Origin of the sequence: Photobacterium minamisatsumaniensis, from assembly GCF_050336695.1 — a bacterium.
GTDB lineage: Bacteria > Pseudomonadota > Gammaproteobacteria > Enterobacterales > Vibrionaceae > Photobacterium > Photobacterium minamisatsumaniensis.
In genome coordinates this window covers 1-16,079 of record NZ_JAKJSI010000040.1, presented here as the reverse complement: position 1 = coordinate 16,079, position 16,079 = coordinate 1, and the positions used below count along the sequence as shown (strand labels likewise).

Genomic DNA, 16,079 nt, shown 5'->3' with positions numbered 1-16,079 from the left:
AGCCCCTGTCTATTTAGTTAATATTTTTTCCTCGATACTCGCAGGTGTGGAAGAAACATAAGCAGGTATGCTTCCAATCGAACCGACCACGGGTTGTACTTGACGTCGGTCTTTCAGCATATGAACCGCATTAAGTTCAGCTAATGATTGCGTGAAGCCATCATGACTAATAAAGTAATCACCAAATACCGTTTTATGGTCAACATAAGCTGTAGAAGCAATATGTATGTAATCGCTGACTAGGCTTTGTTTAACAACAGCACCCGTTTCAACTTTACAGTTCGCGCCGAGAACAACAGGACCTTCAATCACAGCACCATTTTGAATTTCAGAACCGCTACTGATAATAACGGGCGGTGTTACATCGCATTGGTGATAATCAAATACGGTATTGATACCAACCCAAATCCCAGGCTTAACCTGTGTGCCTGGAATTGGGTACCCCGGTACCTTCCCATGCAGAATTTCACTGGTTACGGTCCAGATATCACTGATGTTACCAACATCAAGCCATTGAAAGTCCATGCTTGTAGCAAAGAAATTAATGCCTTCGTCGACCAAAAGCGGGAACAGTTCACTACCAATATCATATTCTTGACCGACTGGAATAAAGTCAAAAATAGCTGGTTCAAAAATATAGATCCCCGTATTTATTTGCGTTGACAGTGCATCTTCTTTCGCAGGCTTTTCTTGAAAACTGGTCACTTTGCCGTGGGAGTCTGTTACTACAACGCCATATTTACTGACTTCATCGATATCAACATCACGGGTAACAATCGTTGCAATGCCACCTCGTTCTTTATGGCGGCGCACGGCTTCCGTAAGATCTAAATCTATCCAGGCATCACCACAAACAACCACAAATGTTTCATCGAAAAAGCCTGAAAAATCTTGGATTTTGCGCATCCCACCCGCAGAACCAAGAGCTTTACTAACAAATTTCCCATCAACCATTTCACCTTCATACGAATATGAAAGTTGAACGTTAAAATGATGGCCATCGCTAAAATAATTTTCAATCACTTCAGCTAGGTGGCTTGTATTCACAACAATTTTATCAACCCCATGAGAAGCAAAAAGCTGGATCATTGACTCCATGACAGGTTTGCCTAAAATTGGGATCATCGGCTTAGGTATTGTGTGGGTGATTGGTTTAACCCGTGTTCCTTTCCCTGCCGCAAGGATCATTCCTTTCATCAAATACTCCTTTACGCGACTGTAGCGACTGCGTCTTCAATAGAGTCAAAGCTTGTAATTAACTTATCCATACGTGTTAATTTAAGCAGCTCTTTAACTGCACGTTGTGGGTTAACTACACTAATCTTCTTGCCTCTAAGCATCTTATAGACAGCCATTACAGCGCCTAATCCACTGCTATCCATAAAACGGACTTCAGATAGATCCATAACTAAATGTGTACCGATTGAATCAGCTAACTGCTCAAGTTCACTACGAAAACTCGGTGCAAGCTTGGCATCAAAACGATCTTCTTTTATTTGAAGAATTGTGCATTGACCTTTGTTGATAATCTCGTATTGCATGGTTTTTCCCCTTCTGGATAACCGATCCACTCTACAACAAGCACACTGACGTCATCGTCAAATTGGTCAGCTTGCTGCCAGTCTTTCACTCTATTTACAAGCAATTCCGTTTGCACGGCTGTTGGGTGATCTTTTAGTTCAACTACCGCGTTTTTAAATCCATCTTCTGAAAACTGCGTCGTTCCTTTTTCTGCTTCCGTTATACCATCTGAATAAATCCAAATTTTATCGCCAGGCTCAAGCTGTACATATGCGCTTTCATATTCAACAAAATCAAACGCCCCTACCACGAAGCTATCTTGACCTATAAATTCAGCATTACTGTCTTTACCATGCAGCCACACTAATGGTGGATGACCTGCAATTGAAAACGACATCTTTCCTGTTTTCACATTTAAGATGGCATAGGCCATCGTGAAGTAGAGTAAGTTTTGATCATCGCTCAAATACAGATCATTAAGCTGTTTTAGTACTTCATGAGGTTCATTCAAACGATAATAAGGAGGCTCGGAAGTTGCTGACTTTACAATTGAACCTTTGTCAGAATTAATCGCTATGCTTTGTTGAACAGAGAAAGACATTAAAGCCGATGAAACCCCATGGCCAGCAACATCCAATAAATAAAAACCGACATTATCTTCATCTAACTGCATGTAACCCAACATGTCACCACCGATTTGCGCACTCGGAATTGACACATAACTTAATTCGACCCCGGAAAGCTTTTTCTCTGACGGCAATAAGCGCTTCAGCATATCTCCCGCAGACTCTAAATCTTTTTTCATAGTGGCGTAAGCACTATCAAGTTGGTTATTCTTATTCGTTATTTCATTATGAAGTTCTAAGGTTCTGAATCCGGCTTTTATTCTGGCAACCAGTTCATCCACATGGGTATCTTTAACAACAAAGTCATCAGCTCCAGCATTAATGCCGCTAATAATCGACTGCTGATCATCTTTACCCGACAACAATACAAAAAATAAATAGCGAGAGTAATCGGAGGATTTCACACGATGGCAAAGTTCTATGCCGTCCATTTCAGGCATCATCCAATCACTTAATACAAATTGAATATCAGGCCTTTCATCTAGAATTTTGAGTGCTTGTGCACCATCGATTGCGGTGGTGATCTCATACCCTCTTTTGGAAAGTACCTTTTCCATAAAGAGCAGCATTGTTCTGTTATCATCAACTAACAGGATATTCTTCATGCTGAAACACCCTTTCGCTTATATTTATAACAAATATTCATCATGTTACATACAAACTATCATTCCACCAGTCCATATACAACAACGTCCTTATACCCAAGAGTCTAGTAAGTTTTACACATAGTCACAAAAAAATAGGCTTTTTTTGTTTACGGCGTCAAAAAAACAGCAGATAAACAATGTATTAGTTACGTTGCGCATCAATTAACAGTTGTAAACTAGCTAAGTTATTGCTAGTAAATGGTAGAAGCATATGCCATTTTACTTTTGAAGAACTCACATTTATCAAAAGCTTATATTATTGATGAGTTTGTAAATTATTTGTGACCAATATTCTCTTGCTAGATATTGGGTCTTAGGCCTTAGCTCACCAATCATCATCCGATAGATACCATTAATAAGGACGTTAATGTAAATGCTTTTCCGGCGATGTTGTTTTCTCACTCTTTTAATCTCTACCTCTTGCGGCGCGAGTGAGTATTTAACTGAGTCACGTAAACATGCGCCTGATCCACAGTCACCTAACCTTACTGAACCGACAAAAATCCGCTCTATCGCCAACGAAGAGAAAGAGGAAACAGAAGCGGATTTAATTTGGAAGGGGGTATCCAGCTCTTTTTCTCTGCCTTTTGAAGAATGGGCAGAAAAAGAAGACCCTACTTTTCTTGATGGGCTAAGTGGTAACCTTGGTCTTGGTTACCCGCTACTTGAAACTGCTGCGGCTAATATTCCTGCAAACGCAACCAATGGGCCTACAAATAACAACATAACCGGAACTTTGTCACTCAAGTACACAATTTTAGGTAACTGGTTTGTTTCGGGTACGCTCTATTATTATTACGATACCGATCAGCAGCAACCTTGGAATCCTGATTTTACTTACGTGTTTGGTTACAGTGATTGGCGCCCTTACACCTTCAGTTTAATGTATGCGAATTATGGCGGTAACCGCTTTAACGCTACTGACGATCAGCCTGTCACTAATTTCAACCAAGGCACTTGGTCTCTCGGGTGGAAGTTCCCTGTTGTGGAGCCTGTGGTAGATTGGCTATCATTTACCGATGAAGGGGCTATTGGTTGCCAAATCGATTACAACTACACGCCAGAGTTCTTTGATCTTGCAACAACGTCCTACATGAAGGGCCACCAAACACTTAGCTTGGGTTGTAAATATTCCATTATTGGTAATTGGTATGTGAACGGTACCGCTTTTTACTATTTTGACAGCAATCAAAAACAACCGTGGAACCCTGACTTCACCTATGGTTTTGGCTATTTTGACTGGCACCCAGGCACGATTACTATTCAGTACAATAACTACTCTGGAAACCGTTGGCATCCATCCGAACGCGGTGAAGGCACTGGACGATTTAAAGATGGTGCTCTTACCATAGCTTACTCCTTTACATYCTAACTAATTTATCAGTATCTAGTTCTCCCCCTCAATTTCTTTGGTTTTGTCATTTTGTTATGCGTTTTGCAAAAAACCATATAGCAATGCCTATTATTCCGTCTATTCTTGTTTTTAGCACTAATATAAACTCAGTTTCATACATTAAGCTAAAAGAAGCAGTTTTAATTTATTTAGTGGAAACAGCTAGATAGTAATTTGCAGCTGAATAATTTCAGAGCTGTTTTATTTTGGGCACACTTTGTGCGTCATAAATACTAGACATAAATCGGATGCTAACACCAAGCGAGGTTCAATATGGAAGGAACGAAAAACAACGACAAAGTCACTGGCACTGACAACGACGATAGCATTGATGTGCTTTCTGGCAGTGATGAAGTTGAAGCGAAAGGTGGTGATGACTTCGTTGTTGGTGGTGAAGGCAGCGATAAATTAGACGGTAACGAAGGTAATGATACGATTTTTGGTGACGTACAGTACGGCGAAGATCCACCAGCTGAACCGGCTCCAGACGATAATTGGGGTAATGCCCAATCAGTATACGAATACACTGCCCCAGCAGAAGACGCTGAAGAGGTCACTCACAGTGTTCGGCTTGGTAACTACTTGGTGGATAACACTGGTTCAATAAATGCAAAATTCACCACCACCAATGCATATGACGCTGTCTTTATTGAGCTAGTTGATTCTAGTGGCGTCGTCATTGATACCGCACCTGCAACTGTCGAAGAAGATGGCACACTTTCTTTTGATTATACCTATACCAACGAGCAATTTAGTGGTGACGAGCTAATCTCATTTAATTTTACCGACAGTGATGGGAACTCGATTACTGATATTGACTCAGCCGAAGTTATCGCCAACAACATCTACGATGACACCATCACCGGCGGTGAGGGTGATGACATTATCTTTGGTCAACAAGGGTCAGATACCATCTTTGGGGGGGAAGGCAACGATTTCCTCGATGGCGATATTAACAACGATACCTTACATGGCGGTGAGGGTGACGACACACTGGTTGGTGGTAGCGGCGACGATGTTCTGCACGGCGATGATGGTGCAGATACCCTATTAGGCAGTGATGGTAACGACACTCTTTATGGCGGCGATGGTGATGACCTGCTATTGGGTGAGCTAGGTGATGACGTTATTTATGGTGGCACTGGCGCTGATGTGCTCATTGGGGATGATGGTAATGACATACTGTCCGGTGATGCAGGGAACGATAAGCTCTTTGGTGGACTAGGCAACGACATCGCTTCTGGTGGTGAAGGGAATGATGAAATTCACGGCGATGCTGGCCATGATCAAATCACTGGTGGTGCAGGTGACGACTTCATCATGGGTGGTGATGGCAACGATACAATTGATGGCGGTGCCGACAATGACCTCGTACTTGGGGGGGATGGAAACGATATTGTATTAGGCGGCGAAGGCAACGACCTAGTGTTTGGTGAAGTCGGAGACGACATTGTTGATGGTGGCGCAGGTGATGATGAAGTTTATGGTGGCGTTGGTAACGACCAATTAACCGGTGGCACTGGTCATGACACCCTTTTTGGTGGTGAGGGCAACGATACGCTTGATGGCGGTGACGGTAACGATAGCCTTCATGCCAATGAGGGAGACGACACTATTAACGCTGGCGCGGGTGATGACTTCATCTATGCAGGCGACGGAAACGACACAATCGATGCTGGTGCCGGTAACGATACTATCTTCGGTGAGACGGGCAACAATACCATTACGGCAGGAACAGGCGACGATACCGTCTATACCGACTTTGGTGATGACACCATTGATACCGGTGACGGTGAAGATACCGTTTATGCTGGCGATGGTAATAATCAGATCAATACAGGCGCTGATAACGACACGGTTTATAGTGAATCTGGTAACGACAATATCACCTTAGGTGAAGGTGATAATATTTCCTACGCAGGTGATGGTGATAATACCGTCACTGCAGGCTCAGGTGACGACCAAATATTCTCAGGTTCAGGAGTCGATGACATTCAATCGGGTGCTGGCAATGACCAAGTATTTACTGGCGCTGGAAATGACACAATCAATGCAGGCACTGGTAACGATAAAGTCTACGCAGGTGAAGGCGACGATCTGATTGAAGGCGTTTCAGGCAATAACGAACTATTTGGTGAAGATGGTAACGACACCATTAATGCTGGGGCTAATGCCTCTACCCTCTACGGGGGTCAGGGTGAAGATACCCTAACCGGCTCCGATGAAAACGACTACCTCCACGGTGGTGCAGACGATGACATCCTTATAGGTAACCAAGGTAACGATACCCTCGAAGGCGCAGCTGGTGATGACACCCTAAGTGGCGGCGAAGGTAACGATATTCTGTTAGCTGGTACAGGTGACGATGAGGTTACGGGTGGTACAGGTAACGATATTCTTGTGGGTGGCACAGGTGACGATAAGCTTTACGGAGAGCAAGGTGATGACATCCTTGCTGGCGGTGCCGGTAACGACCTTCTTGACGGCGGAACTGGTATTTCAGAGCTTTACGGCGACAGCGGCGATGACACCTTACTCAGTGGTGATGAAAGTGACCAACTAAGTGGCGGTACAGGAAACGACACCATTACATCGAATGCAGGTGACGATACCATTTATGCTGGTGAAGGTAACGATACCATTGATTCAGGTACAGGGAACGATACCGTATTTGGTGATGCTGGGCAAAATACCATTACAACTGGTGAAGGCGATGACAACGTCTATGGCGGTATTGACGAAGATACAATTAGCACAGGTACAGGTAACGATACCGTACTAGCAGGAGATGGTAGCGACATCGTTGATACAGGTGCTGGCAACGATTATGTCGAAGCCGGAAGCGGTGATGATACCATCACTGCGGGAGAAGGTAACGACGTCATACTTGGCGATGCTGGTGATGATGTAATCTCTGGTGGTGCCGGCGAAGATGTGCTTATCGGGGGGACAGGTAATGATACTCTCGACGGCGGAACAGGCGTCTCCCAGCTCTACGGTGAGGATGGTAACGACACCCTTATCAGTGGTGATGAAGACGATATTCTTGGTGGTGGTTCTGGTGACGATACCATTACTGCCAATGCTGGTAACGATACAATTTATGCCGGTGCTGGCGACGATAACATCAATACCGGATCGGGTGATGATACCGTTTACGGTGAATCTGGCGCGAACCAAATTGAAACCGGATCAGGTAGTGACACCGTTTATGGTGGTATCAACGCCGATACAATCTCAACCGGAGAAGGTGACGACCAAGTATTCTCGGGCGATGGTGCCGATAACATTAGCACAGGTGTTGGTGTCGACCACATTGATGCTGGTGCCGGTAACGATACCATCAATGCTGGTGACGGGGATGATAAAGTCTTTGGCGGCGCAGGTAACGATACCTTAGTGGGCGGCGCTGGTGCCGACTACCTCGCAGGTGGTGAGGGTAATGATTTAATTACCGATGATGGCACTGACACCGTACTCGGTGAAGGTGGTGACGATACGTTAATTGCTGCATCTGGCGGTAGCCATCAAATTTATGGTGGTGACGGCGATGACACCATCATTGGCAGTGATGCCGCCGATACACTTTATGGCGGTGGCGACAACGATACTATTACCGCAGGCGAAGGTAACAATGTCCTGTACGCTGGTGACGGTAATGACACCATTACGGCAGGCGCTGGTGACGATGTTGTCTACGGTGAAGCTGGTAACAATACGATTGACCTTGGCGATGGTGCCAACACCCTTTATGGCGGCTCAGGCAAAGATACCGTAACTGCAGGCAGTGGCGACGATGCTCTATATGGCGCTGGCGGCAATGATAACCTTGACGGCGGCGCGGGGAACGATCTTCTAGAAGGTGGAGATGGTAACGACACCTTAGCAGGCTCCGAAGGTGATGATATATTGGTGGGTGGTGACGGTAACGATACGATTGCCGGAGGTGTCGGCACTGATAAACTCTTTGCCGGATCGGGTGATGACACTCTTTCTGGTGGTGATGGTGACGATGAACTACACGGCACATCTGGCACCAATACCCTTGATGGCGGGGCCGGCGCAGATACGATTTATGGTGGTACTGACGCAGATACCGTCGATGGCGGCACTGGTGACGATAAAATCGAAACCTTCGCAGGCAGTGACAATATTCAGGGTAATGCAGGTGACGACACCATTGATGCAGGTGAAGGAGACAACATCATAGATGGTGGTGAGGGTGACGACACCATTGTTGCTGGTGACGGTAATAACACTGTAAATGAGCTTAGCGGCGGTGATGATTCGATCACTCTTGGTGATGGTAACAACACCGTTCAATCGGGCGCTGGCAGCGATACCATTACTACAGGCGCTGGTCACGATGTTATCGACAGTGGCGATGACAGCGACACAATTAAAGCTGGCGACGGCCATAACCAAATCACATCAGGTCTAGGGAACGACAGTGTCACTGCAGGCAGTGGCAATGACTTAATAGACACTGGCGAAGGAAACGATAGTATTTCCGCGGGTGATGGCGACAACATCATTACCAGTGGTGAAGGTAACGACACCATCACGGCTGGCGATGGTCAAGACTACATCGACGGCGGTGATGGCAATGACAATATAAATGCTGGTGACGGTAACAATACGGTAATTGGTGGTTTAGGCAACGATACTATCACGACCGGTGGCGGCGCTGATAACCTAGAAGGTGGAGAAGGTAACGACACCCTTAAAGCAGGTAGTGGTGACGACGTTGTTAAAGGCGGGGTTGGCGCTGACAAACTGTACGGGCAATCAGGCAACGATAACCTAGAAGGTGGTGCTGATAATGACTCCTTATATGGTGGCTCTGGTGACGACTTGCTTCTTGGTGAAGAAGGTAACGATTTCATCAAAGGTGAAAGCGGTAACGATACCCTCTATGGTGGTGAAGGYAGCGATACTCTGAAAGGTGGTGGTAATAACGACACCTTGTTTGGCGAAACGGGCGACGACAAACTGTACGGCGATGGGGGTAACGATACCCTATTCGGCGCTGAAGGTAATGACCGTCTCGATGGTGGTTCCGGTAACGATACATTAAGCGGTGCCGACGGTGACGACACCCTCTTCGGCGGTAATAATGACGATAACCTCGATGGCGGTATCGGCAATGATAGCCTTGATGGCGGATCAGGTAATGACCTTGTGTTTGGCCAAGAAGGTAATGATACCCTTACAGGTGGTGCAGGTGTTGACCAACTTTATGCGGGCAGTGGTAACGATATCTTAGTCTTTGATACTGAAGACATTGCTGCAACAGATGGTTCAACGGTTCATTTCAGTGGTGGTGAAGGGTTTGACCGCCTTGAAATCGGCAATGATGCTGATGGTCAAATCATTGATATGACGGCCACCGCATTCCAAGAGCTTGAAGCCGTTGTGGTCAATGCCACAGATGCCGAGCTCAAAGTCGGATTGGATAAAATCCTTGCCAATAACACAGCCGAAGACAGTAATGGACAATTTGTTTGTACCGGTGCAGGTAAGCTTGATCTTGAAGGATTTGGTTGGCAGATGGCACAAGACGCGCCCGAAATGTCCACTGAACTGCGCGAGGCCTACGAAGCCAGCAGCATAGACACTGCTTCACTGCAGGGTTATACCTTTACGAACAATGATGGTAATGAAGTGACTGTTTGGAGTGATAATAATTCCGACGACATTAGCTTCAATGGTACTGACATCGTCTAACCTGAGCGAATACCGGATTTACCTAAAACAAAGCCCAGATAAAATCTGGGCTTTATTATGTCCTTTACGCAAAAACTAAAAATGACCTCGTTTATACCAACCCACATAAGTACTTGATCAGTATTACTTATCCAGATTGGTATTACCCCATTAGAGTACACCTTTCTTCAATTTAGCGTTTTAGTCGGCTATGCACAACTTTCTATTCTGAGCACTAATTAAACTATCATTTGAAATAACATAAAAATAAAAGTCATCTTCCATTTCATATTTTTGAATAAAAGTGCGGATATTATTCAATACACTTTTTGCTTCGTTATAGCGGTATAAGTAGTCTTTATCACACTCATTGACGACATCAAGATCGACACGAAGCTGATTAAACTGTCCCATTAGTTCATTTACGCGTTCTTCGTTTTGTGCTTCAAGCGCTGACATTGCATAGAGCTTATCAAATTCGGCACGCTTTTTTTCCCACTCATTCACATCCGAAATTTTTGAACTAATTTCTTCTTCTTGTTTTTGTATTTGAGTAAGTTGAGATTTCAGTAAATCCTCTGAGTCAGCCAGTGCTTTTCTTTCTGCGGCCAATTCTTTATTTAAGTCACTCTGGTAATTTTTTTGTAATACATACACCTGATTAGACTTTTTCTTTAATGCTTGCTTGGTTCTTTTTAACTCACCTTCCAATAATGCAATTTCACTATTCTGATCAACCAAGTGCAAACTGCTAGCACTGACTTCTTGTTTTAGTGATGTGTAATCATCATCAAGTGCAATGAGCCTTTCATCTAACTCATCAATCACCAATTGTTGCTCTTGCATCTGCACTCTTTTTGATGCAATTGCTGCTTCATGCGCATAATTTTGCCAAAGCAGAAGTCCTGTTTGTACAACTACAACCACAGCGACTCCAGCACAAATTAATTGTGCCCTTTTTACAGGTAGTGTCATTACACCGTTAATAGATTCAACCGGGGCTACCGATTTCTGGTGTTGCCGACGCTGCTTTCTTTTTGCTGACATTAAATGCTCTCCTTGCTATGACTGCGCCGATTTCAGTCTGACTTTGCTACTGCATTTAGGACAGAAGTACGAGTTTTTATGAATAGATTGATGGCATTTAGGGCACTCAATGTGTTTTCTATCTTTACTTAAATACATCAACAAAGCCCCGATAGGCCCTAAAACATACCCCAATAACACACCAGCAATCAGACTTCCCTTTTGATAGCCCAATGCAACAGAAATACAAAAAAAGAARAGGTAAAAGCAAAACCAAAATAAGATATTAAATTCCATTTTATATATTCCTTACTACGATTCCCTAAAAGCTCGATAGGTTGAGTTAAACAAAGGTGCGGTAAAGTAATCCCACAAGGTCTGCTTTTCTAACAATATAAACACTTCTGTTGGCATACCTGGGTAAAGTTCAATATTCCCAAGTGCCGCAACCTCATCCGCACTGAGCCTAATCTTTACGAGATAGCCAGTAGGTTTGTCTTGTGATGTCGTTTGAAGCCTATCTGCAGCGACATAAATCACCTCTCCAGTAACAGGTGGTGTACGTTTCACATTATATGCACTTAAACGTACCTTTGCTTCTAGTCCATCGTGAACAACATCGATATCTTCAGGCTTGACTAAAGCCTCTACAATTAATTCATCGCTATCTGGCACAATTTCTAAAATGACATCTCCCGCATTAATTACGCCGCCCACGCTGTGCACATTCAAGCCAACAACCGTGCCGGTATGCTCACTGCGGATCGTCACCCTAGCCCGTACATCTTGTGCTGCTTTGAGTGATTGATTGACATCTCGCCACTCTTTTTCAACAGCGGCCAGTTCACTTGCTAGCTGCTGCTCTTGCTCCACCCTCTCCGTTTTATGCTCTTGCTCTAACGCATTTAGCTGCCCATTCAATACTTCTGAATCAGCACTCAACTCAGCAGCCTGTGCTTCTATTCCAGCTTGGTGACGTTGGAGTTCAAGCATGCGTGTTTTAGATACAAAGCCTTTCTTTAATAGTCCAGCGGTCATCGTTATTTCTTGGGTTACCAAATCCAGTTGGCGAGTAATGGCCTTAAGCTGAAAGCGTGCCCCTCTTAGCTGCTCATTAAGCAGCATTTTGCGTTGTTTAAACTGGCCATTTCGTAAGTCTTGCCTTAATACATATTGCTGAAACTGTAGCTGCTGAGTATTAATAATATTATTGACCTCAGCACTATCAACATTTTCATTTTCTGGCGCTTTCAGCACTGACCAGTCGATTATTTTCACACCATTAAGCTCACCATCCAACCTATCGTGCTGTGCTTGTAATGATGCGGAACGTAATAACAACCTACGGTAATCTGATTCCGCCCTACTATTTGCCAATTCAACTAGCACATCACCCGCTTTTACATGCTGACCTTCTTCTACATAGATCCCCTTAACCCAGCCCCCTTGTAAGTGCTGAACTTTTTTACGCTGAGATTCGACGACTAACGTACCTTGTGCAATCGAGGCCGAGCTTAACTCTGCCGTTAACGCCCACACAAAAAAACCACCAACTGTAAAAACAATGAAGAAACACCCAAACACAATGATGTTACGAGTACTAAAGCGTGACTTATCCATGCTTAGCTCCTACAGGTGTTGATGTTTTTTGAGGTTTGTCTGCGCCTTTTAAAGGAGCGTTAGTGTTTCCTAATGCATCCACTTCAGACATAGAACCAAGAAATTTATCGCATGTACCTGCTTTTTCAATCTTGCCCTCTTTTAAGACAACGACCCAATCCATTTGACGTAAAAAGCCAGGCCGGTGACTGATCATCACCACTGTAATTTTATTTTCTTTGCAATATTGCAGCACAATAGCCAAAGCGACCTCGCCTTCTGGGTCTAAGTTAGAGTTAGGCTCATCAAGCACTAAAAGGCTCGGGTTAGAAAATATAGCGCGTGCCAACCCTATTCGCTGCTTTTGTCCACCTGAAAGCTGCACCCCACCTTCGCCCAAATAAGTATCGTAGCCCTGAGGTAAAGAAATAATTAGCTCATGAATACATGCCAACCTTGCCGCGTGGATAATATCTTCAGCAGGCGAACCAGAGAAACGACAAATATTTTCAGCCACCGTACCGGCTAACAAACCAACTTCTTGCGGTAAGTAGCCAATGTATTTACCGAACTGTTCTTCTGGCCATAGATTTATCGCCGCACCATCAATCTTTATAGCCCCCATACTCGGCTTATGGATCCCCATAATCAATGAGGCTAAAGTGGACTTGCCTGATCCGCTATTGCCCATAATGGCTAATGCATTTCCAGCCCCCAGTTTGAAACTAATGTTTTGCAATACGGGCTGACTATGACTATTAAAACGTAACCCAACATTATGAAGTAATAGCTCACCTCTTGGTTCTGGTAATTCCGTTTGAGGTTCTGATAATTGACTATCTTCGTAAACACGTAACCGTCGGTAGGCTTGATAAGCACTGAACCATGTTTTCCAGCCGCTTACAGCCTGTTCAAATGGGGATAACACCCGTGCCATAATAATTGAGCTAGCAATAATAGCTCCTGCACCCAATTCATTCTGAAGAACCAGTACGACCCCAACGGTAAGAATACCGGCTTGCAGTAAAGATCTAAAATATCGACTAATTGCTAGCAACTGCCCTGTTTTCGCATTCAGCTTCCACTGCAAATCTAATAAGCGAAAATTACGTTTATTCCATAAAGCACCGACGCTATCAGCCATTCCCATAGCACGAAGTGTCGGGGCGTTTCGCAAAAAATCATTAAGCTCCATACTTGTTTTCATACCAAGTTTTTGAGCTTCTTCTGTCGGCTGACGTACGGTTAACATCATAAAGCATGCAAGCACACAAAAAATCATGCTTCCTATCAATGCAACAATGCCAATATAAGGGTGTAAGATAAACAAGATCGCGAGGAAAAGAGGCACCCATGGAATGTCAAAAATAGCAGATGTCGATGGTGAAACTAAAAACTGGCGTAATTCAGTTAAATCTTGGAGCCCTTGCTTTTCTATCCGGTTCAATTTCGACGAGCGTCGTATACTGTCGGCTAACAAGTGGGAACTTAACGAAACGTCCAACTTTAGCCCAGAGCGCTGTAACAGTAATGTCCTCACATGCTCAATAACAGCCTGAGCGGTCAATAAACCAGCGGCAATAACAAATAACGCCATCAGTGTATCTAAACTAGAGCTGCCTAATACACGATCAAACAACTGCAAACTATAGATGGGCAAGGTCAATACCAGCAAATTGACTGCCAAGCTGAAGACGGCAACAAATGCCAAATCCCTTTTACATGCCTGCATCGCATGGCTTAATGTATCCTTCAGCAACGTCGCCTCCAATAAGCTACAAGTAGTATATTGAATTATAGGCCAAGATGCTGAGAAAACAGACATTCCAATTATTTATTTAATTAAATTCATTGAGTTATAAAGTTATGAGTCAGCTCACGGTTTTAGCTCTATGTAAGATGAAATCAGTCATATTATTGAAGGTAACAAAAATAATGATTATGCTTACATTTGTATAAGCGCATATAATTCATTGAATTATTTATAGTGTATTCCTATTCTCAAGGAGAAATAATGGCAAAAGGATTTCGCCATTCTCTAATCGTTCAGTGTTTATTGTTTTTTCTACTCTTTTCGTCATCAAGCATTCAACAGGTCTGGGCCAGCACAGATGAAGAGATAAACTCAGAAACGGCACCTATAACAAAAACGAACGAAGATACCTCTCCGAGCTTCTACGGGAGCCGTGCCGTTACGCAAGATATGAATCAAGCTGAGACTGTAAAAGTTGAGTTTCAGCGTCGTTCCATAGCACCTCCGATCATAGATGGTATTGCAATAACGGATGAAACGCTCCCGTTAACGAAATCGCCACTTAACTTAAGTGTGGTTGAAGAGTCAAAAGTTAATGACAAACAAAGCCCGTCATTAAACACGCTTCTCCCTATTCCACTATCGAGAAAAGAGCTATTACTCGCCAATAAGGCCAAGTACTATATAGAACGAAACTGGAATAAAGAAACCGGGCTCATTGACTCCGTCCAAGGCTACCATCACAGTACTATGTGGGATGTAGCAAGTGGAATTGCAGCTATTCTTTCGCTCGAAGGAATTGGTTTAATGACAAGCGATGAAGCATCACAAAAAATTAGCCGTACACTCACTACACTTGAAACACTCCCTCTCTATGACAATCGTTTACCTAACCGTGAATACAGCACCTTAAATGGCAAACCATCAGGTCGATATAGTAACTCTTCATCTAACGGCAATGGCTGGTCAGCTCTCGACGTAGGCAGGTTGCTTATTTGGCTTGAAATAACTACACAGCATAAGCCACAGTTCACCAAGCAAATAACCGCGATTAAGAATAATTGGCAGCTATCAGAGGCTATCTTCAATAAAACATTATATGGTGAATTGAAAACATCAAAGAAGAATTTATTTAGACAAGAGGGACGTTTAGGTTATTTACAATATGCCGCGCAAGGCTTTAGGCTTGCTGGCTTCGATGTTAATGGCGCCTATAAGATCAGAAATATTTCACCTGAAATTATCGATGATGAATTATTTTTTATTGATAAACGTAATTTACCCTATTTCACCACCGACCCTTATGTGTTAAATGCCATAGAAATGGGGCAAGAAAATGCATGGTGGGATCAGCTTGATTCCTTATTCACCCTACAAAAGAATAAGTCGGGAGAAGAAAAGCAGTTATGGGTATTTGCTGAAGATGCGATGAATAAAGCCCCATGGTTTTCTTACAATAATATTTTCATTTATGGCCGAAGCTGGGTTAGCACATCACCAGGTGGAAAACCTGTTGAAAATCCACAAATTTTTAGTAATAAAGTGGCTCAAGGGCTGAGCGTTTTATATCCAGAAGACCCATTTAGTCAAACGTTACATAATCAAGTTGTCGATAATAGCCTTTCATACCGCTCAGTTCCAACTGGGCTTTATGAAAATAGTGCCACTAATACTGCATTTAATATCAATACAAATTCCCTGATTCTTGCTTCGCTGTGGTTCAAACATCGAAATTACATCCCACTAATTTTGGTTAAATAATATTGAAGCCACCGATTTATACTTAGTTAAATGTCATTAATTACAAT

9 protein-coding genes are annotated in these 16,079 nt (G+C 43.6%); 3 read left to right on the top strand and 6 right to left on the bottom strand.

Going from position 1 to position 16,079, the window contains the following annotated elements:
- Positions 1–9: 9 nt before the first annotated feature.
- From L4D78_RS20500 to L4D78_RS20490, 3 genes are read right to left on the bottom strand one after another with little or no spacing between them, the layout of a single operon-like run.
- On the bottom strand, positions 10–1,197 hold the full coding sequence (locus L4D78_RS20500; protein WP_428468652.1) for a nucleotidyltransferase family protein: 1,188 nt from the start codon (positions 1,195–1,197) through the stop codon (positions 10–12).
- Between the two features lie 11 nt (positions 1,198–1,208).
- A complete protein-coding gene (locus tag L4D78_RS20495) occupies positions 1,209–1,541 on the bottom strand; it encodes an STAS domain-containing protein (protein WP_428459709.1) in 333 nt (110 codons plus the stop codon).
- Positions 1,493–2,752 carry a PP2C family protein-serine/threonine phosphatase gene (locus L4D78_RS20490; protein ID WP_428468651.1) on the bottom strand — a complete coding sequence of 420 codons (1,260 nt, stop codon included), beginning with the start codon at positions 2,750–2,752 and terminating at the stop codon, positions 1,493–1,495. The genes L4D78_RS20495 and L4D78_RS20490 overlap by 49 nt, the downstream gene beginning before the upstream one ends.
- Before the next feature lie 415 nt (positions 2,753–3,167).
- Between L4D78_RS20490 and L4D78_RS20485 the strand changes: the two genes are divergently transcribed.
- On the top strand, positions 3,168–4,166 hold the full coding sequence (locus L4D78_RS20485) for a hypothetical protein (protein ID WP_428468650.1): 999 nt from the start codon (positions 3,168–3,170) through the stop codon (positions 4,164–4,166).
- 294 nt (positions 4,167–4,460) lie between these two features.
- Positions 4,461–9,914 carry a beta strand repeat-containing protein gene (locus L4D78_RS20480; protein WP_428468649.1) on the top strand — a complete coding sequence of 1,818 codons (5,454 nt, stop codon included), beginning with the start codon at positions 4,461–4,463 and terminating at the stop codon, positions 9,912–9,914.
- Positions 9,915–10,094: 180 nt separating this feature from the next.
- Here L4D78_RS20480 and L4D78_RS20475 read toward each other — a convergent pair whose 3' ends face one another.
- The 3 genes from L4D78_RS20475 to L4D78_RS20465 all read right to left on the bottom strand — a co-directional run bounded on the left by L4D78_RS20475 (position 10,095) and on the right by L4D78_RS20465 (position 14,277).
- Positions 10,095–10,940, bottom strand: coding sequence for a hypothetical protein (locus L4D78_RS20475; RefSeq protein ID WP_428468648.1), 846 nt, complete (start codon positions 10,938–10,940; stop codon positions 10,095–10,097).
- Positions 10,941–11,231: 291 nt separating this feature from the next.
- Entirely contained in the window at positions 11,232–12,539 is a 1,308-nt protein-coding gene (locus tag L4D78_RS20470) for an HlyD family type I secretion periplasmic adaptor subunit (RefSeq protein ID WP_428468647.1), read from the bottom strand.
- Entirely contained in the window at positions 12,532–14,277 is a 1,746-nt protein-coding gene (locus L4D78_RS20465; RefSeq protein WP_428468646.1) for a type I secretion system permease/ATPase, read from the bottom strand. The genes L4D78_RS20470 and L4D78_RS20465 overlap by 8 nt, the downstream gene beginning before the upstream one ends.
- A gap of 255 nt (positions 14,278–14,532) precedes the next feature.
- Here L4D78_RS20465 and L4D78_RS20460 point away from each other — a divergent pair, with 255 nt between their 5' ends.
- Complete coding sequence (locus L4D78_RS20460) at positions 14,533–16,032, top strand: DUF3131 domain-containing protein (RefSeq protein WP_428468645.1); 1,500 nt, start codon at positions 14,533–14,535, stop codon at positions 16,030–16,032.
- The last annotated feature ends 47 nt before the right edge of the window (positions 16,033–16,079 follow it).

Excerpts from the sequence above, each read along its gene's own strand:
- L4D78_RS20470 (WP_428468647.1), bottom strand. The coding sequence starts at position 12,539 with ATGGATAAGTCACGCTTTAGTACTCGTAACATCATTGTGTTTGGGTGT.
- L4D78_RS20475 (WP_428468648.1), bottom strand. The coding sequence starts at position 10,940 with ATGTCAGCAAAAAGAAAGCAGCGTCGGCAACACCAGAAATCGGTAGCC.
- L4D78_RS20495 (WP_428459709.1), bottom strand. The coding sequence starts at position 1,541 with ATGCAATACGAGATTATCAACAAAGGTCAATGCACAATTCTTCAAATA.
- L4D78_RS20500 (WP_428468652.1), bottom strand. The coding sequence starts at position 1,197 with ATGAAAGGAATGATCCTTGCGGCAGGGAAAGGAACACGGGTTAAACCA.
- L4D78_RS20490 (WP_428468651.1), bottom strand. The coding sequence starts at position 2,752 with ATGAAGAATATCCTGTTAGTTGATGATAACAGAACAATGCTGCTCTTT.
- L4D78_RS20460 (WP_428468645.1), top strand. The coding sequence starts at position 14,533 with ATGGCAAAAGGATTTCGCCATTCTCTAATCGTTCAGTGTTTATTGTTT.